Annotated in this window: 17 protein-coding genes and 3 tRNA genes; 9 read left to right on the top strand and 11 right to left on the bottom strand. The window is 61.1% G+C overall.

Features of this window, described 5'->3' with window-relative positions; translation table 11 throughout:
• Nucleotides 1–18: 18 nt before the first annotated feature.
• Nucleotides 19–249 (top strand): hypothetical protein, encoded by a 231-nt coding sequence (locus PQR27_RS16470; RefSeq protein WP_408524642.1) that lies wholly within the window; start codon nucleotides 19–21, stop codon nucleotides 247–249.
• 9 nt (nucleotides 250–258) lie between these two features.
• Here PQR27_RS16470 and PQR27_RS16465 read toward each other — a convergent pair whose 3' ends face one another.
• From PQR27_RS16465 to rph, 5 genes are all read right to left on the bottom strand, one after another.
• A complete protein-coding gene (locus PQR27_RS16465; RefSeq protein ID WP_408524641.1) occupies nucleotides 259–717 on the bottom strand; it encodes a FapB/FapC family functional amyloid domain-containing protein in 459 nt (152 codons plus the stop codon).
• Between the two features lie 247 nt (nucleotides 718–964).
• Nucleotides 965–1,054 (bottom strand) — tRNA-Ser (locus PQR27_RS16460).
• A 55-nt stretch (nucleotides 1,055–1,109) separates the two neighbouring features.
• Nucleotides 1,110–2,339 (bottom strand): radical SAM family heme chaperone HemW, encoded by a 1,230-nt coding sequence (gene hemW, locus PQR27_RS16455; protein ID WP_408524640.1) that lies wholly within the window; start codon nucleotides 2,337–2,339, stop codon nucleotides 1,110–1,112.
• Nucleotides 2,336–2,980, bottom strand: coding sequence for an RdgB/HAM1 family non-canonical purine NTP pyrophosphatase (gene rdgB / locus PQR27_RS16450; RefSeq protein ID WP_408524639.1), 645 nt, complete (start codon nucleotides 2,978–2,980; stop codon nucleotides 2,336–2,338). The genes hemW and rdgB overlap by 4 nt, the downstream gene beginning before the upstream one ends.
• Nucleotides 2,973–3,713 carry a ribonuclease PH gene (gene rph / locus PQR27_RS16445; RefSeq protein ID WP_408524638.1) on the bottom strand — a complete coding sequence of 247 codons (741 nt, stop codon included), beginning with the start codon at nucleotides 3,711–3,713 and terminating at the stop codon, nucleotides 2,973–2,975. The genes rdgB and rph overlap by 8 nt, the downstream gene beginning before the upstream one ends.
• A 240-nt stretch (nucleotides 3,714–3,953) precedes the next feature.
• Here rph and PQR27_RS16440 point away from each other — a divergent pair, with 240 nt between their 5' ends.
• The 5 genes from PQR27_RS16440 (at nucleotide 3,954) to PQR27_RS16420 (ending at nucleotide 9,014) form a co-directional block, all read left to right on the top strand.
• On the top strand, nucleotides 3,954–4,877 hold the full coding sequence (locus tag PQR27_RS16440; protein ID WP_408524637.1) for a YicC/YloC family endoribonuclease: 924 nt from the start codon (nucleotides 3,954–3,956) through the stop codon (nucleotides 4,875–4,877).
• Nucleotides 4,878–4,895: 18 nt separating this feature from the next.
• Complete coding sequence (gene gmk, locus PQR27_RS16435; RefSeq protein ID WP_408524636.1) at nucleotides 4,896–5,576, top strand: guanylate kinase; 681 nt, start codon at nucleotides 4,896–4,898, stop codon at nucleotides 5,574–5,576.
• 139 nt (nucleotides 5,577–5,715) lie between these two features.
• Nucleotides 5,716–5,919 carry a DNA-directed RNA polymerase subunit omega gene (gene rpoZ / locus PQR27_RS16430; RefSeq protein WP_006025620.1) on the top strand — a complete coding sequence of 68 codons (204 nt, stop codon included), beginning with the start codon at nucleotides 5,716–5,718 and terminating at the stop codon, nucleotides 5,917–5,919.
• Nucleotides 5,920–6,038: 119 nt separating this feature from the next.
• A complete protein-coding gene (locus PQR27_RS16425; protein WP_408524635.1) occupies nucleotides 6,039–8,393 on the top strand; it encodes a RelA/SpoT family protein in 2,355 nt (784 codons plus the stop codon).
• Nucleotides 8,394–8,525: 132 nt separating this feature from the next.
• Nucleotides 8,526–9,014, top strand: a complete 489-nt coding sequence (locus PQR27_RS16420) for a phage protein NinX family protein (protein WP_408524634.1) — start codon at nucleotides 8,526–8,528, stop codon at nucleotides 9,012–9,014.
• 88 nt (nucleotides 9,015–9,102) lie between these two features.
• On the opposite strand, the gene PQR27_RS16415 is transcribed toward PQR27_RS16420, so the two are convergent.
• Both PQR27_RS16415 and PQR27_RS16410 read right to left on the bottom strand, forming a co-directional pair.
• Nucleotides 9,103–9,179 (bottom strand) — tRNA-Arg (locus tag PQR27_RS16415).
• A gap of 82 nt (nucleotides 9,180–9,261) precedes the next feature.
• Nucleotides 9,262–9,338: transfer RNA gene (locus PQR27_RS16410), tRNA-Arg, on the bottom strand.
• A 120-nt stretch (nucleotides 9,339–9,458) separates the two neighbouring features.
• Here PQR27_RS16410 and greB point away from each other — a divergent pair.
• Nucleotides 9,459–10,028 (top strand): transcription elongation factor GreB, encoded by a 570-nt coding sequence (greB, locus tag PQR27_RS16405; RefSeq protein ID WP_408524633.1) that lies wholly within the window; start codon nucleotides 9,459–9,461, stop codon nucleotides 10,026–10,028.
• A gap of 117 nt (nucleotides 10,029–10,145) precedes the next feature.
• On the opposite strand, the gene PQR27_RS16400 is transcribed toward greB, so the two are convergent.
• Together PQR27_RS16400 and PQR27_RS16395 are read right to left on the bottom strand one after the other, a co-directional pair.
• On the bottom strand, nucleotides 10,146–11,291 hold the full coding sequence (locus PQR27_RS16400) for a porin (RefSeq protein ID WP_408524632.1): 1,146 nt from the start codon (nucleotides 11,289–11,291) through the stop codon (nucleotides 10,146–10,148).
• 518 nt (nucleotides 11,292–11,809) lie between these two features.
• The gene (locus PQR27_RS16395) at nucleotides 11,810–12,064 is read right to left on the bottom strand and encodes a hypothetical protein (RefSeq protein ID WP_408524631.1); all 255 of its coding nucleotides are present in this window, start codon (nucleotides 12,062–12,064) and stop codon (nucleotides 11,810–11,812) included.
• Nucleotides 12,065–12,514: 450 nt separating this feature from the next.
• Here PQR27_RS16395 and PQR27_RS16390 point away from each other — a divergent pair, with 450 nt between their 5' ends.
• Both PQR27_RS16390 and PQR27_RS16385 read left to right on the top strand, forming a co-directional pair.
• On the top strand, nucleotides 12,515–12,718 hold the full coding sequence (locus tag PQR27_RS16390; protein ID WP_408495345.1) for a cold-shock protein: 204 nt from the start codon (nucleotides 12,515–12,517) through the stop codon (nucleotides 12,716–12,718).
• Between the two features lie 350 nt (nucleotides 12,719–13,068).
• The gene (locus PQR27_RS16385; protein WP_408524630.1) at nucleotides 13,069–14,232 is read left to right on the top strand and encodes an exonuclease domain-containing protein; all 1,164 of its coding nucleotides are present in this window, start codon (nucleotides 13,069–13,071) and stop codon (nucleotides 14,230–14,232) included.
• 33 nt (nucleotides 14,233–14,265) lie between these two features.
• Here PQR27_RS16385 and PQR27_RS16380 read toward each other — a convergent pair whose 3' ends face one another.
• Together PQR27_RS16380 and PQR27_RS16375 are read right to left on the bottom strand one after the other, a co-directional pair.
• Nucleotides 14,266–14,862, bottom strand: coding sequence for a chorismate mutase (locus PQR27_RS16380; RefSeq protein ID WP_408524629.1), 597 nt, complete (start codon nucleotides 14,860–14,862; stop codon nucleotides 14,266–14,268).
• Nucleotides 14,863–15,144: 282 nt separating this feature from the next.
• The gene (locus PQR27_RS16375) at nucleotides 15,145–15,294 is read right to left on the bottom strand and encodes a hypothetical protein (RefSeq protein ID WP_408524628.1); all 150 of its coding nucleotides are present in this window, start codon (nucleotides 15,292–15,294) and stop codon (nucleotides 15,145–15,147) included.
• Between the last annotated feature and the right edge of the window lie 242 nt (nucleotides 15,295–15,536).

Here is a 15,536-nt window from a genome sequence, read left to right as displayed (position 1 = left end):
TTCCTCGGAGCGGCAATCATGGCGATCAGAGATTTGATGAACGGCGAGCGGCAACATGCTGCCTTCGCCGAAGCGCAGAAGCTGGCAGACAGCGGCGCCTATCACGATTACACAGACATCGAATACGTCTTGCGCTTTGATTACGGCTTGTCGGATGTCTCAACGCTGCTCGACAGCCAGTTGGTGCATCGCGACCTGAATCGCCGTTGCGCGGATGCACGCGAGAAGCTGGAGATGCTTAGCGCCTGACGCAGGCTTTTAGTGAACCACGAGTCCGTTGAGCTGGGCATTGCCCACGCCGGACGCGAGGTTCACGCCGACGTTACCGCTGACGCGTGACAGCGCGCCCGCGCCGAGTTCGGCAGTCGAGTTGCCGGTCAACTGCGCGACGGTGTGCACGTTCTGTTGCGTTGAGATGTCGGCTTGCGGCGTGTTGATCAGCGCGATCTGATTCGCTTGCACGTTGAGCGCGCCTGCGGCGAGATTGACGCCGATGTTGCCGCTTGCACCATGCAGTGCGTTGGCACCCAGTGCGGCCGCCGAGGCGCCGAGCGTCACGTTGCCACCAATATCCTGCATGGACGTCAGCCTGACTGAGCCGAACACGGCGGCGCTGTCGTCGTCGGACAATGCTATCGACGAACCGGCAAACGCGCACGATGCACTCACGCCCATGGCAATCCAAACCAGTGCGGTAACGAGCGAACGGAATTTCATGAGCGTCTCCCGGGCGTGCGCGGACAGGACAGATCAGATAGCTTTGATATCGACCGGCGAGCGGGGAAGTTAAGGGGAGGGGAACCCCCTGAGCGTTCGTTCCGTCTGCGGCAAACGCATGTTCCGTTCAGTGTAGGCGGCGGTTGGCGTCTCGGCCCATGGTGTGCGGGAAAGCTGGCCGGGTTAGCCGCGACATTGGCGGCTATCAATGAAAAACGGGCCGCAAGGCCCGTTTTCATTGATTGTCTGGCGGAGGCGGTGAGATTCGAACTCACGGAAGGATCACTCCTTCGCCGGTTTTCAAGACCGGTGCCTTAAACCGCTCGGCCACACCTCCAAGCCGCAAATTGTAACCTGAAAAATCCCCGCTGCGGCACACGGTGGCGCAGCAATCACTGCGGATCTTTCAGAAACAGCCCTTGCAGATCGTTCAGGAACGCCTGGCCGAGTGGCGTCGGCGCGATCTTTTCGTGATCGCGGGTGATCAGCTTGCGCCGTTCTGCTTCCTGCAAAGCCGGCTCGATCGAGGTCATCGACAACCCCGTGCGCTCGATGAAGCGGTGCACTGGAAACCCTTCCACCAGCCGCAGCGCGTTCAGCATGAACTCGAACGGCAGATCGCGCGGTCCGACTTCGTGTTCTTCCTGCACCGCTGTACCGGCCTTCGCCTGCTCAATGAAGGTGGTGGGATGCTTGTAACGCGCCTGACGCAGCACGCGGTTCGGAAACGACAGCTTGGTATGCGCGCCGGCGCCGATGCCAAGGTAGTCGCCGAAACGCCAGTAGTTAAGATTGTGCTTGCTCTGCCGATGCGGTTGCGCGTAGGCGGAGACTTCGTAACGACCATAACCGGCCGCCGTTGTGCGCTCGTGAATCCAGTCCTGCATATCGGCGGATGCATCGTCGTCCGGTAGTGCAGGCGGGAACTTCGCAAACAACGTGTTCGGCTCGAGCGTCAGGTGATACAGCGACAAATGCGGCGGCGCGTAGGACAGCGCGGTTTCAATGTCGGCCTGACATTCCGCGAGCGTCTGCTGCGGCAGCGCGAACATCAGGTCGAGGTTGAAGTTGTCGAATGTGCTGGCCGCCACCTCGACCGCGTGGCGTGCTTGCGCCGAATCGTGAATCCGGCCGAGCGCCTTCAGATGCGCCTCATTGAAACTTTGAATGCCTACCGACAAACGATTCACGCCGCTCGCGCGAAACTGCGCGAACTTGGCGGCTTCGAAAGTGCCGGGATTGGCTTCGAGTGTAATTTCCGCGTCCGCGTCGAGCGGCAGCAGCGCGCGCACGTCGGACAGCATGCGGTCGAGTCCTGCCGCCGACAGCAGGCTGGGCGTGCCGCCGCCGATAAACACCGTATGTACCTGGCGGCCCCACACGAGCGGCAGCGCCAGCTCGAGATCGGCGCGCAGGGCGTCCAGGTAGTCGGTTTCCGGGAAGGTGTCGCCGTTCCATTCGTGCGAGTTGAAATCGCAGTACGGACACTTGCGCACGCACCACGGAAAGTGGACGTACAACGCGAGCGGCGGCAACGACGTGAGACGAATGCTGCCCGGCGACGTAAAGGCCTTGATGACGCCGCTGCCGATATCGGCAGCGGCCGGCTTGATCGGAATCATGCTTCCTCCGTCAGACGGGCGAGCAGTTGCCGCAATGCGATCGCGCGATGGCTGCTGGCGTTCTTCACAGCCGGTTCGAGCTCCGCCGCGCTGGCGTTCAGCGAAGGCAAAAAGAAGTACGGGTCGTAGCCGAAGCCATGCTTGCCGCGCGGCGTATCGAGCATTTCACCTTGCCAGCGTCCTTCGGCGATCAGCGGTTCGGGATCGTCGGCGTGACGCACGAGTGCCAGCACGCAGTAGTAATACGCGCGGCGATCGGCTTCGCCCTGCAGCGCGGAAACGAGGCGTGCGTTGTTCGCCGCGTCGCTTTTCTCGCCGCCGGCAAGCTGCGCGTAACGCGCCGAATAAACGCCCGGCGCGCCGCGCAATGCCCGCACGCATAAGCCGGAGTCGTCGGCGAGCGCGGGCAGGCCGGTGAGCTTCGCCGCGTGACGCGCCTTGGTCAGCGCGTTTTCGACGAAGGTAGGGTGCGGCTCTTCCGCCTCGGGCACGTTCAGCTCGCCTTGCGGGATCAACTCGATGCCGGCGGCGCCGAGCAGCGCCGCGAACTCGCGCAGCTTGCCCGCGTTGTTCGACGCCAGCACGACTTTCTTCAGCGGCGCGCCGGACACAGCGCCGCCGCGTTGACTCACTTCACTCACCCTTGTGCTCCAACGCTGCTTTCTGTTTCGCGATCAGCGTATTGATGCCGTCGCTTGCGAGGTCCAGCAGCGAGTTCATTTCGTCGCGCGAGAACGGCACGCCTTCGGCGGTGCCCTGGATTTCGACGAAGCCGCCCGCGCCCGTCATCACCACGTTCATGTCGGTGTCGCATTGCGAATCTTCGTCGTAGTCGAGATCGAGCACCGGCAGGCCGTCGTACACGCCGACCGAAATCGCCGCGACGTAATCGGTGATCGGCGAGCTTTCGATGCGGCCGGTGGCCAGCAGCTTCGCCACGGCGTCATGCGCGGCGACGAAAGCGCCGGTGATGCTGGCCGTGCGCGTGCCGCCATCGGCCTGGATGACGTCGCAATCGATATGCAGCGTGCGCGCGCCGAGCTTCTCCAGATCGAACACCGAACGCAGCGCCCGGCCGATCAGACGCTGGATTTCCTGGGTGCGGCCGGTTTGCTTGCCGCGCGCGGCTTCGCGGTCGCTGCGGGTGTGCGTGGCGCGCGGCAGCATGCCGTATTCGGCGGTCAGCCAGCCCTGGCCGCGGTCGCGCAGGAACGACGGCACGGACTCGGCGATGCTGGCCGTGCAGATGACTTTGGTGTCGCCGAACTCGACCAGCACCGAGCCCTCCGCATGCTTCGTGTAGTGCCGCGTGATGCGCACGTCGCGCAGCTGGTTGGCCTGGCGGCCGCTGGGGCGTTGAGTGTCGTTGGTCATGTTGGGATCGGTGTGGAAGAAAAGCGGAAGGGAAAGCGCGATTTTACCGCCTAATAGTGTCTATCGCGCGGCGCGACCTGGCCGCGCGACGGCTGTGCGCGTGTGCCGTCCGGTGTTCACGGGGCGGCTCTCGTGCCAAAAATGGGATAATGCGGATTCCCCGCCCCGCGTCTCGTACACGCCGGGCGATTCGACTCTCCGGCCATCGCCATATGCATGGCCACACTCTCGAGAAATACCATGATCTACAGCATGACTGGCTATGCGAGCGCCACGCGCGAACTCGTCGCGGCCTCGGGCACGGGTGGTGTGAGCGTCTCGGTCGAACTGCGCACCGTGAACTCGCGCTTTCTCGACCTGAACTTCCGCATGCCGGAAGACGTGCGCGTATGCGAGCCGACGCTGCGCGAAATGCTGATGAACAAGCTCTCGCGCGGCAAGGTCGATATCCGTATCAATCTGCAGCGTAGCGAACAGTCCGCCAACGCCGGTTCGATCAGTCATGACGCGCTCACGCAGCTCGCCTTGCTTGAACGCAGCGTGCTGTCCACTTTCCCTGAAGCGGAGCGTCTGCGCACCGGCGAAATTCTGCGCTGGCCTGGCGTGCTGGCCGAAAGCGGCGTGGCGCCCGAGGTGCTGCGCGACGCGGTGCTCGCGTGCGGCAAGCAGGCGATCACGGATCTGATCGACGTGCGTGGCCGCGAAGGCGCGCAACTTGCCGCCATGCTGCTCGCCAACGTCACGGAGATGGAAGCGATCGTGACGAAAATCACGCCGCTCGTGCCGGAACTGATCGCGAGGCATCAGCAGAAGATCGTCGAGCGTCTGCAGGAAGCGCTCGGCATCGCCGCGCCCGATACGGCTGTAACGATCGTTTCGCGCGAGGAAATCAACGAACGGATTCGCCAGGAAGTCACGATGTACGGTATCCGTATCGACATCGCCGAAGAGCTGTCGCGCCTCACGGCTCACCTGAACGAAACGCGTCACGTGATCCAGAAGGGCGGCAAGGTCGGCAAGCGGCTCGACTTCATGATGCAGGAACTGAATCGCGAAGCGAACACGCTGGGTTCGAAAGCGGCGGCGAAGGAACTGGCCGATTCGTCGATGACCTTGAAGCTGCTCATCGAACAGATGCGCGAGCAAGTACAAAATCTGGAATAAAGCTGGAGCAACACGAACATGACCGACCACACACGCGAACACAGCGCACCACGCAACCCCTACGCCGGTGCGTACCCCGGCAATCTGTTCATGGTGGTCGCGCCTTCGGGCGCGGGTAAGTCGACGCTCGTGAACGCGCTGCTCGCCGGCGACGACGCGATCCGTCTGTCGATTTCGTACACCACGCGCCCGCCGCGTCCGAAAGAGCAGGACGGCGAGCATTACCATTTCACGACGGTCGACGATTTCCTCACGCGTCACGCGGCCGGCGAGTTCCTCGAAAGCGCGGAAGTGCATGGCAACTACTATGCGACTTCGCGCCTGTGGATCGAAGAGCAGATGAAAATGGGCCATGACGTGCTGCTCGAAATCGACTGGCAGGGCGCGCAACAGGTGAAGAAGCAGTTTCATAACGCGGTCGAAATTTTCATCCTGCCGCCGTCGCTGGATGCGCTCGAAGAGCGTCTGAAAAAGCGCGGTCAGGACGAGCCGAACGTGATCACGCGGCGTCTGCTCGCGGCCGGCAGCGAAATGGCGCACGCGGCGGAAGCGGAGTACGTCGTGATCAACGAGAACTTCGATCGCGCGCTTGGCGAGCTGCAATGCCTCGTGGCCGCGACGCGTTCGCGCTTCGCATCGCAATACGCGCGCCACACGCAGCTTTTCGTGCAGCTCGGCATTCACCTGCCACACGCGTGAGCGCGGCGGTGTGTCGAGCACATAAGGTAGAATAAGGAACATCAATTAACGCCCCCAGACCTGTCGCTTCGCGCCAGGCCCCCCGAGGGGGACAAGAAAACTTGGGGCGGCCCAGTTTTCTTGCAAGAAGGAACCCAACATGGCCCGCATTACCGTCGAAGACTGCCTCAAACAGATTCCGAACCGTTTCGAACTCGCGCTTGCCGCAACCTATCGCGCGCGTCAGCTCGCTCAAGGCCACACGCCAAAGATCGAAAGCCGCGACAAGCCCACCGTCGTCGCACTGCGCGAAATCGCAGCCGGCCAGGTTGGCGTCGAAATGCTGAAGAAGGTGCCGGTTTAAGGCGCACTGTTCCGTTTTCGATTGCGCATTTGCCACACGCGTTTGTCACACTTATTTGCCACGCGTAATTGCATCAACGTACAGGCCGGCGTCCAACCCTAACCGCTACGGAGGCGAAAATGAGTGCTACCCCGCCCACCGCAACGGAAGTGGAACACGACGCCGACTCGCCCTCGTCTGCACGCAAGTACATCGACGCGGTCCTCGAACAGTCGTTTCGCCATCTGTTCGGGCCGACCGCCACGCCGGAGCAACCGCGCCGGCATGACGTCGTTTCGATCGCCAAGCTGACGTCCGCCTTATCCGGCTATTTGCAGCCAGAAGAGATCAAGGACATCAAGGCGGCGTTCCATTTCAGCGACGAAGCCCACCTTGGCCAGTATCGCCAGAGTGGCGAGCCCTACATCACGCATCCTGTCGCCGTCGCGGAAATCTGCGCGGGCTGGAATCTCGACGCCCAGTCGATCATGGCGGCGCTGCTGCATGACGTGATGGAAGACCAGGGCGTGACCAAGGCCGAACTCGCCGAGCGCTTCGGCGCCAAGGTCGCGGAACTGGTGGACGGCTTGTCGAAGCTGGACAAGATGGAGTTTCGCAATCGCGAGGAAGCGCAGGCGGAAAACTTCCGCAAGATGCTGCTGGCAATGGCGCGCGACGTCCGCGTGATTCTGGTGAAGCTCGCCGACCGGCTGCACAACATGCGCACGCTCGGCGCGGTGCCGCACGAAAAGCGCCGCCGCGTGGCCCGCGAAACGCTGGATATCTACGCGCCGATCGCGCATCGGCTTGGCCTGAACAATACCTATCGCGAGCTGCAGGATCTGAGCTTCGCGAATTTCAATCCGCACCGCTACGCCACGCTCGAAAAAGCCGTCAAGGCTGCGCGGGGCAACCGGCGCGAGGTGGTCGGCAAGATTCTGGAGTCGGTGCAGCGCGCGATTGCCGACGCGAAGCTCGACGCCGAAGTCACCGGCCGCGAGAAAACCATCTTCAGTATCTACAAGAAGATGCGCGACAAGCAGTTGTCGTTCTCCCAGGTGCTCGACGTGTATGGTTTTCGCGTCGTGGTTGAGAGCGCGCTGGAGTGCTACACCTGCATCGGGGCGCTGCATGCGCTCTACAAGCCGGTGCCGGGCAAATTCAAGGATTACATCGCCATCCCGAAGGTGAACGGCTATCAGTCGCTGCACACCACGCTGGTCGGCCCGTTCGGTGCGCCGATCGAGTTCCAGGTGCGCACGCGCAAAATGCACGAGATCGCCGAAGCAGGGGTGGCCGCGCACTGGTTGTACAAGAACGGCGGCGCGGATCTGAACGACGTGCAGAAGCGCGCGCATCAGTGGCTGAAGTCGTTGCTCGACATCCAGAGCGAAGCCGGCGATTCGAGCGAATTCCTCGAGCACGTCAAGATCGACCTGTTCCCGGACGCGGTCTACGTGTTCACGCCGAAGTCGAAGATCATGGCGCTGCCGCGCGGCGCGACCGCACTCGACTTCGCGTATTCGATCCACAGCGACCTGGGCAACCAGTGTGTCGCGGTGAAGATCAACAATGAACTGCTGCCGCTGCGCACAGAGCTGAAGAGCGGCGATATCGTCGAAGTCATCACGGCGCCGTATTCAAAGCCGAATCCGGCGTGGCTGGGGTTTGTGCGCACCGGCAAGGCACGCTCGGCCATTCGCCACTATCTGAAGACGATGCGTCTGAACGAGTCCGTGCAGCTCGGCGAACGCCTCGTCGATCAGGCGCTCAAGGGTTATGGGCTGGCGCTCTCGGACGTCACGCCGGAAGCATGGGAAAAGCTGGTGCAATGGACGGGCAACAAGAACCGTCAGGAAATTTTCGCGGACATCGGCTTGGGCCGGCGTGTCGCGGCGGTCATGGCCAAGCGCATCGAGGTCCTGATGAGCGGCCGCGACGCTGACGACGACGGCTCGCGCGACGGTACAGCCTCGCATGCGCCGCCGGTGGTGATTACCGGCACCGAGGGCATGTCGGTGCAGTTGTCCGCGTGCTGCCGCCCAATTCCGGGCGACGACATCATGGGCTACATCGGGATTGGCCTCGGCATGGCGATTCACACCACGGATTGCCGCGTCGCCCAGCGTATTCATCGGCGCGATCCGGGTCGCTGGATCGACGTCGCGTGGGCGCCGCAGCCGGGACGCCTGTTCGATGTCGCGGTGAAGGTGCTGGTCAAGAACACCAAGGGCGTATTTGCCCGCGTCGCGGCTGACATCACATCGGCGGACGCCAACATCGTCCACATCGCGATGGACGAAGACCTGTCGCAGGAATCCACGGTGCTGCGTTTCGTTATTCAGGTCAGCGACCGCGTCCACCTTGCCAATGTCATGCGGCGTGTGCGCACCAATCCGGACGTGATGCGCATTGCCCGCGAGCGGCCGAGCGAGGAAGGGCATCACCGCCACGACGGCGGCATGCGGATCGATCGCGAACGGGCGGATTACTAATCCTGATGGCTGTTTGAGGCGCCTCGAGGTGCATCGAGCTGCCTCAGGCCGCGTTTGACGACTCACCCCACCGTCCGAATCTGAACGCCCTCGCGACCTGAGAGTCTCACCTGAACTTCAGGGAGAACGCTTATGAACGTAGCTGACCTCACTGGCGTGGCGCTCGACTACTGGGTCGCCCGCAGCCTGCACGACTTCGTGCGCGAAATCCACTTTACCGATAGCGGCGAGACGGTCTCGATCCGCGGTAACGACCGTGGCCGCCCGTGGGACGGCCGGTTCATGCCCTCTACGTCATGGGAAGCGGCGGCGGCAGTGCTGGAGCGCGCTCAGCGGCTGGAAGTGCGTGAGCGGACCCATCACGGCGCGGCTCACTGCGTGGCGGATTTTGAGGGTGGACATCGCACGGTGGAGGGGCGAGGGGACTCTTTGCAGGTCGCGTTGCTCCGGGCGTTTGTTCAAAGCCGTTTCGGCGATAGCGTGGAAGAGGTGTTGCGTCAGCCGCAGGCGCTGGATGGGACGCGCGCGAAGCCGATCGGTGACCAGACAACGGGCGGGTCGTTTGATGACATGCCGAGGCCCGGCGGGCAGATTGGCGACATCCAGTCGCCGCCGCGATAGGCGTCGCGGTGGCGCGGTATCGATGGCGCAAGGGCGGAAGCGGTTGACCAAAAACAAAGGGCCTTCCGATCGGAAGGCCCCTCATAGATGGTGCGGCTGGCAGGATTCGAACCCACGACCCCTTGGTTCGTAGCCAAGTACTCTATCCAACTGAGCTACAGCCGCACGCTAAACAGGTGGTGCAATGATACTGCAATAAATCCGGGTAAAACGTAAGGGCCTCCCCGGAGGGAGGCCCTCGAATAAGTGGTGCGGCTGGCAGGATTCGAACCCACGACCCCTTGGTTCGTAGCCAAGTACTCTATCCAACTGAGCTACAGCCGCACGCAGAAACGAGATTATAGCAAAGGTTTCAAAAAAGGGAAGCGTGTAACTGCGATTTGTCTCATTGCCCTGATCGTGTACCCTTGATAGGCAGTCGCTTGCTGCAGCCAATGGACCATCATGAACAAGGCATTTGTCAAAGAGTCGAGTGAAGAAAACGACGACGACCTCGACGTCGCCCAGCCCGATGTCCCCGCGGGTACGAAAAACTACATCACGCCCGCCGGCTACCGGCGCATGCGCGACGAACTGCTGCATCTGATCGACAACGAGCGGCCGGAGGTGGTCAAACTTGTGTCCTGGGCGGCGTCGAATGGCGATCGCTCGGAAAACGGCGACTATATCTACGGCAAACGCCGTTTGCGCGAAATCGACCGGCGCATCCGCTTTCTGACCAAGCGCCTCGATCTGGCGGAAGTGGTCGACAGCAGCAAGCAGGAAAACGTCGATCAGGTTTTTTTCGGCGCAAGCGTCGAATATGCGACGGAAGACGGCGAAGTGCATACCGTGACGATTGTCGGCGTCGATGAGGTCGATCTGGATATCGGTTGCGTCAGCTGGATCTCGCCGATCGCACGCGCGCTGCTCAAGGCGAAGATCGGCGATACGGTGACGCTGCACACGCCCGCCGGTCCGCAGTCGATCGACATACTGGACGTTAAGTATCCTCCACCGGACACAGGCGGCTAGATCTGCCGATCGGAGCAGCCAAGCATGTGGCTCTCTCCGGGTACCTGCTTTCATCCTCAGAAAGCAAAAAAGGCGCCGCGAACGGCGCCTTTCGGGACTGCGGGTGATGCGGCCGCTTTAGAAGCGGTGGCGCAGACCTGCGGTCACCGCCACTTGCTTGTTGTTGCCCGAAGCGCCCAGACCGTTGATGTCTGCGTCGACGATGGCGTTTTCGTTGATTTGCTGGTATTCGCCTTGCAGGTACACGTCCGTACGCTTGGACAGCGCGTACGCGGTTTGCAGGTTGAACTGGTTCCAGTGCGGACGCGTGCCGGCCAGGCTCGCACGCGTGTACGTGTACGAACCTGCGACGCTCACTGCCGGCGTCAGCGCATAACGAGCATTCGCTTCGAAGTTCTGGAAGTGAGCGCTGCTGCCGCCGAACGCGATACCGCCCGTTTGACCCGATGCGCCTGCACCGATACCTGCCAGACCCGACAGGTTCGTTTGCGAGTACACGAGGCCGACGGTTGCCGGACCGAACGCGTAGTTCGCGCCTGCGCCCCACGTTTGCTGACGGCCAGCGAAGAACGTGTTGTCGCTCGACACTGCGCCACCCGAGTTGAACGCCGCAGCCGCGCCGGTCGCGCCGTTGCTGTTCAGTTGCAGGTAAGCCGCGGCGACGTTGAGGCCGCCCCAGTTATACGATGCGCCTGCGCTGTAAGCACGGTTGTTGGCGAAGCCGTCAGCCTGATTCGAGAAGCCGTACATGCCGCCGAACTTGAAGCCGCCGTAGTTCACGCTCTGGTACTTGACCGAGTTGTTGACGCGGAACGAGTTGTTCAGGTTGTCGTTATCGAACGGGTGCGCGAACTGCGTGCCGCCGTACTGTGTGCCGGTCAGTGCCAGCGGGCCGACGTAGTCGACCATGCTGTCGTATTGACGGCCCAGGGTCACGGCGCCGAACTGGTCGCTCGTCAGGCCGACGAAGGCTTGACGGCCAAATTCACGGCCGCCTTGCTTCAGCGTGCCGTCATTGATGCCGAAGCCGTTTTCCAACGTGAAGATGGCCTTGAGACCGCCACCCAGATCTTCAGCGCCGCGCAGGCCCCAACGGCTGCCGTTGACCGAGCCGCTCGTTTCTTGCCAGTTGCTGTGGCCGTGCTGGTTATTCGTGTAGGTGATGCCGGCGTCGATCAAACCGTACAGCGTAACGCTGCTTTGGGCATGTGCCGCCGTGGCAAAAACGCCCGTGAGGGCCGCGACCATGAGTGTCTTTTTCATCTTGTAACTCCGAGAGCGAGAGTGGGTGTTGAACCCAGGCTTAAGGAGACCTTCACGCGGCGCTGCGAGAGGCGAAATCCACGTGAGAAGCGCGCCGTGTTCCAGGCGCACCGGTTTCCGGTTAGGCAGAGTGTAGAGAGGGGCTGCGACAAATAGGCATTCCGATTTTCGCAATAAAGTATTACGTAATCAGAAACGATAGTCGAATGCCGTTAAAGCCTTGCTGATAAAGGCTTGCGGCGATATACGGTGAGGAAAGAAGATAGGCCAGCCGAATCACGTTGCTCATTTGCGACAGTATTCGATGCGGAAAAACAACGTAATAAAGCGTATTAAAGTGATTGTTGTCGCTATTGCAACAGATGATTGTCGATAGTGAGAATAATCGAAATTGGCGCAACCGCTATACTGCAAGTTCTGCTTTCCGAAGCAGACTTTTTCGTTGACGAAGAAGATCTCCAAACCTTTGTCGGCGCGACTTTCCAGTCGCGCTTTTTTTTCGCCTGGCGACTACTGAGTTAGTGCGCGTGCGCGGTCAGGTCGGTTGCTGTCCAGTCAGACGTGACGGAGACACTCCAGTCTTCCATCACATAGCGGCGTGCGTCCATCGGTGACGACAGCAGGTTTTGCCAGTGATCGCCGTGCCACACCGGATCAGGATCGAACTCCAGCGCAGAGGATGATTCGTCGACCACTGCGGATTGATCGGTCGCCGTCTTTGCGGGCGATTGGGTGAGCCAGGTGACGAGGCGGCGCAATTCATTGAACAGCATGGCGGTCTCCTGATACGCATAACTACTTTGCTATCAATTTCCATCATGCGGCCATGATTGCAGCGCAACAACTCGGACAAACACTTACTAAAATCATTCTTTGTTACATATTGCCGAAACGGTGTTGAAATTTTTCCCGCCATTTAGCATGTCGTCAATTAAGCGGTAAGAATGACATATCGATTTTTCTCCTTTTACTGAAAATTCTGCGCCGAGTTTAACTTGACTAGTTGTCCGTTTATCGCGCAGTGAGCTAAGCGAATATGGAAAATTTACTTGACGGCATTTCGTCGTTCCCCGTATAACGGCAATGCTGAATTTCAATCGCCAGACCTGATCGCGCAGAGGCTGTCAGAAATATCCGATTCAGGTGCTTCAGGTGCATTTGGCTGCGGGATTCGGCGTGAGGGCATTGCCCGATTTTGATAAAACATCGAGGGAAACTGGAATATGGAAACTGGTATCGTCAAATGGTTCAACGATGCTAAAGGTTTTGGCTTCATCACATCGGATTCGGGTGGCGACGATCTGTTCGCGCACTTTTCGGAGATTCGCAGCGAAGGGTTCAAGTCGCTGAAGGAAAATCAGCGCGTCTCCTTTGACGTCAAGGCGGGCCCGAAGGGCAAGCAAGCGGCCAACATTCAGCCGCTGTAAATCGTGCTGATCTGTCCGGCGCATGCCGCCGGGCACCAAGGCGTAGAGAAGAAAGCCCTCGTCAGACACGAGGGCTTTTTTAATGGCTGTTTGTTGATAAGGCGTGTGCTATTAACTATCCAGTTCGCGCGAATCTGAAAAACGCAAAGAAACGAGAAGGTATCTCGGGGAGTTTCAGATCGATCAGTATAAGAACAGAGTAGTTTGCCGCCTTATGTCCGGCGCTCCGCGCACATGACCGTCCGGTCATTTTCGCCAGCAACAGCCACCACAATGCCATGCTGTCCGGCTACGCGGCCGCCAACTGGTGCATACTTGCCGCAAAGCCACACGTCCAAAGTATCTCTTCCATGTCTGAACAGCTTCTGCCGGAACCGGCCCTCGATGTGCCGATCGTATTCGTCGACCTTGAAACCACGGGCGGCTCGACCAGCGAGCACCGCATTACCGAAGTCGGCGTGGTCGAAGTAGGGCCGGCCGGCGTATCGCGCTGGAGCAGCCTTGTCGACCCGCAGCAGTCCATCCCGTCGTTTATCCAGCAACTTACCGGCATTACCAATGCGATGGTACGCGGCGCACCGACCTTCGATGCGATCGCGCCGGCGCTATTGGAGCGCCTGAACGGCAAGTTGTTCGTCGCGCACAACGCCAGTTTCGATCGCGGGTTTTTGCGTGGCGAATTTCGCCGCGCCGGGCTTGCGTTCGACCCGGACGTGCTGTGCACGGTACGTCTGTCGCGCGCGTTGTTTCCGGCGGAAAAGCGTCATGGGCTCGACGCGCTGGTCGAACGCCATGGGCTCGTGCCGTCAGATCGCCACCGCGCGCTGGCCGACGCCGATCTGATCTGGCAGTTCTGGCAGCGGCTGCACGGCCTTGTGCCGCTGGATGTCTTACGCGCGCAGATCGAGCGCACGACGCGACGCTACCGGCTTGCCGGCGACATCACTGAAGATCTGCTCGATACCGCGCCGGCTGGCTGCGGCGTCTATGCATTTTATGGCGAAGCGGATTTGCCGCTGTATGTCGGGCGAAGCGTGCGCGTGCGCCAACGGTTGCGGGCGCATTTGACGGGCGAGCGGCGTTCGTCGAAGGACATGCGGCTCGCGCAACAGGTGCGGCGTGTCGAGTGGCGAGCCACGGGCGGCGAGTTGGGTGCCATGCTCGCGGAGGCGCAGTGGATCTCGACACTGCGTCCCGGGCATAACCGGGTGCCGCGCGTAACAAAGAGCGATCCCGCGGATGCGCCCTGGCCGTTCGAGGGGCCGATTGTTTTTGAAGAGCGCGAAGAAGCGTCGCTTGCGCGGGCTTTTCATGTGGTCGACCGGTGGCGCTATATCGGCCATGCGCCGTCGCTCGTGCAGGCGGCGACGCTGCACGCGGCCAGCGCGGCTGGGCCGTTCGAACTATCCACCTATCGCATCCTGCAGAGTCATCTTGCGCGCGGCTTGCGCGTGATGCCCTTGAGCGTGACACCCGGCACGTCCGTGCCGCAGGGGGCGCCGAGCCTCGCCTAGCGATTGCAAGCCAGGCGAGTGCAACAGCTTCAATTAGCCCGTCGCGCCGACGCCGCCCGATTCGCACACATGACCGAGAGCTCGCGTCAGCGCGCTCGAACGGGCGGAGTCGTACCGGGTCAGCGATTTCCAGTTAGCAAGCGATTGCGCAACGCGCGACGGACAGTCCGGCGCCGTGCGCAGCGGCTGGACCCGAGCCAGTGCGGCCACCAGTGACTGCGTCAGCTGGTCCAGTTGCGGTCTCGTGCTGCTGGCCAGATCGGGTGCCGGCCCTTCAGGCGGCCGCGTGCTGCGCCAGTTGGCAAAGAGCGCATTCTGCACGTCCTTGCTGGCGTCGATCTGATCCTGAAAGAAGGCACGCGCAAATGCCGGGTCGACGTTTGCCGCGACAGCGCGCTTCTCGACGTCGGCGAGTAGCGCATTTTCGCGCGGCGTGTCAGTGATCGCTCGATGGTTGGCCCACTTCCAGCGCGCCACAGGCTCCGCCAAGGCGAGGCGTTGCGAGGCGAGCGCGATCAGACTGGTAAGCGCCGTGTCGTCCCCATCGGCGATGGCAGAGGCGGGGGCAAACGCAAGTGCGGCGAATAGCGCGAGCGCGCAGGACGTGCCGAGGCGGTACGAAAGATTCATGAGTGAAGGAACGAGCCGGGCGGCCGTGGAAGAAAAACCAGAAGAATAGACGATGCGGGGAGCAACTGGGCGCGCTGACAGATAAAGACGCGCGTCTCGGATATGTAGGCGTAGGCGACAGGCGCGCACGGACCTACGCGGGCCGGGGGAACCCCGCGCCCTACGATCAGGCAGCCATCACCCGCATCGCAAACTGGACGCTGAATGGCTGTTCAGACGCGATGCGACACACACCGTGCGCCGATCGCGCGGTCGCCGATGCTGCATCGCGCCACTGCAAAATTACTTCGTTTCGCACGACTTGCGTTGTTCGTCGAAAAAGGCGCGAACGTGCTCAGGCAGTTCTGCACCCAGAAACTCGACGCCAGCGGGTTCCGGATCCGGGCAAAAGACTTTATCCGGGGTCGGAATCTTCGGTGGTTTGGCATCCATGATCACTCTCCTTTACAAACCGATTATCTGCCTCGGTCCCCGTTTTACACCAGTGCCCGACGCGCCTTACCTGTTCTCTGTTGCTTTATCGGCACAATGCGACCCGCGATTGAATTCTTTGAATAGAATTTACCGGTTGACTGCGCGCACGGTGTTTTTGTTACCGCCAATCAATCAGTTCCATACTCCCCGCCGCATCTTTCCCAGCCTTGCTCCGTAAGCGTTCCACGGATTAACTTCGT

This window comes from Paraburkholderia fungorum (assembly GCF_046027215.1).
Taxonomy (GTDB): domain Bacteria; phylum Pseudomonadota; class Gammaproteobacteria; order Burkholderiales; family Burkholderiaceae; genus Paraburkholderia; species Paraburkholderia fungorum_D.
The sequence above is the reverse complement of the archived record's forward strand: the minus strand, read 5'-3'. Positions and strand labels throughout refer to the sequence as shown.

Excerpts from the sequence above, each read along its gene's own strand:
- PQR27_RS16470 (WP_408524642.1), top strand. The coding sequence starts at position 19 with ATGGCGATCAGAGATTTGATGAACGGCGAGCGGCAACATGCTGCCTTC.
- PQR27_RS16465 (WP_408524641.1), bottom strand. The coding sequence starts at position 717 with ATGAAATTCCGTTCGCTCGTTACCGCACTGGTTTGGATTGCCATGGGC.
- hemW (WP_408524640.1), bottom strand. The coding sequence starts at position 2,339 with ATGATTCCGATCAAGCCGGCCGCTGCCGATATCGGCAGCGGCGTCATC.
- rph (WP_408524638.1), bottom strand. The coding sequence starts at position 3,713 with ATGACCAACGACACTCAACGCCCCAGCGGCCGCCAGGCCAACCAGCTG.
- PQR27_RS16440 (WP_408524637.1), top strand. The coding sequence starts at position 3,954 with ATGATCTACAGCATGACTGGCTATGCGAGCGCCACGCGCGAACTCGTC.
- gmk (WP_408524636.1), top strand. The coding sequence starts at position 4,896 with ATGACCGACCACACACGCGAACACAGCGCACCACGCAACCCCTACGCC.
- rpoZ (WP_006025620.1), top strand. The coding sequence starts at position 5,716 with ATGGCCCGCATTACCGTCGAAGACTGCCTCAAACAGATTCCGAACCGT.
- PQR27_RS16425 (WP_408524635.1), top strand. The coding sequence starts at position 6,039 with ATGAGTGCTACCCCGCCCACCGCAACGGAAGTGGAACACGACGCCGAC.
- PQR27_RS16420 (WP_408524634.1), top strand. The coding sequence starts at position 8,526 with ATGAACGTAGCTGACCTCACTGGCGTGGCGCTCGACTACTGGGTCGCC.
- greB (WP_408524633.1), top strand. The coding sequence starts at position 9,459 with ATGAACAAGGCATTTGTCAAAGAGTCGAGTGAAGAAAACGACGACGAC.
- PQR27_RS16400 (WP_408524632.1), bottom strand. The coding sequence starts at position 11,291 with ATGAAAAAGACACTCATGGTCGCGGCCCTCACGGGCGTTTTTGCCACG.
- PQR27_RS16395 (WP_408524631.1), bottom strand. The coding sequence starts at position 12,064 with ATGCTGTTCAATGAATTGCGCCGCCTCGTCACCTGGCTCACCCAATCG.
- PQR27_RS16390 (WP_408495345.1), top strand. The coding sequence starts at position 12,515 with ATGGAAACTGGTATCGTCAAATGGTTCAACGATGCTAAAGGTTTTGGC.
- PQR27_RS16385 (WP_408524630.1), top strand. The coding sequence starts at position 13,069 with ATGTCTGAACAGCTTCTGCCGGAACCGGCCCTCGATGTGCCGATCGTA.
- PQR27_RS16380 (WP_408524629.1), bottom strand. The coding sequence starts at position 14,862 with ATGAATCTTTCGTACCGCCTCGGCACGTCCTGCGCGCTCGCGCTATTC.
- PQR27_RS16375 (WP_408524628.1), bottom strand. The coding sequence starts at position 15,294 with ATGGATGCCAAACCACCGAAGATTCCGACCCCGGATAAAGTCTTTTGC.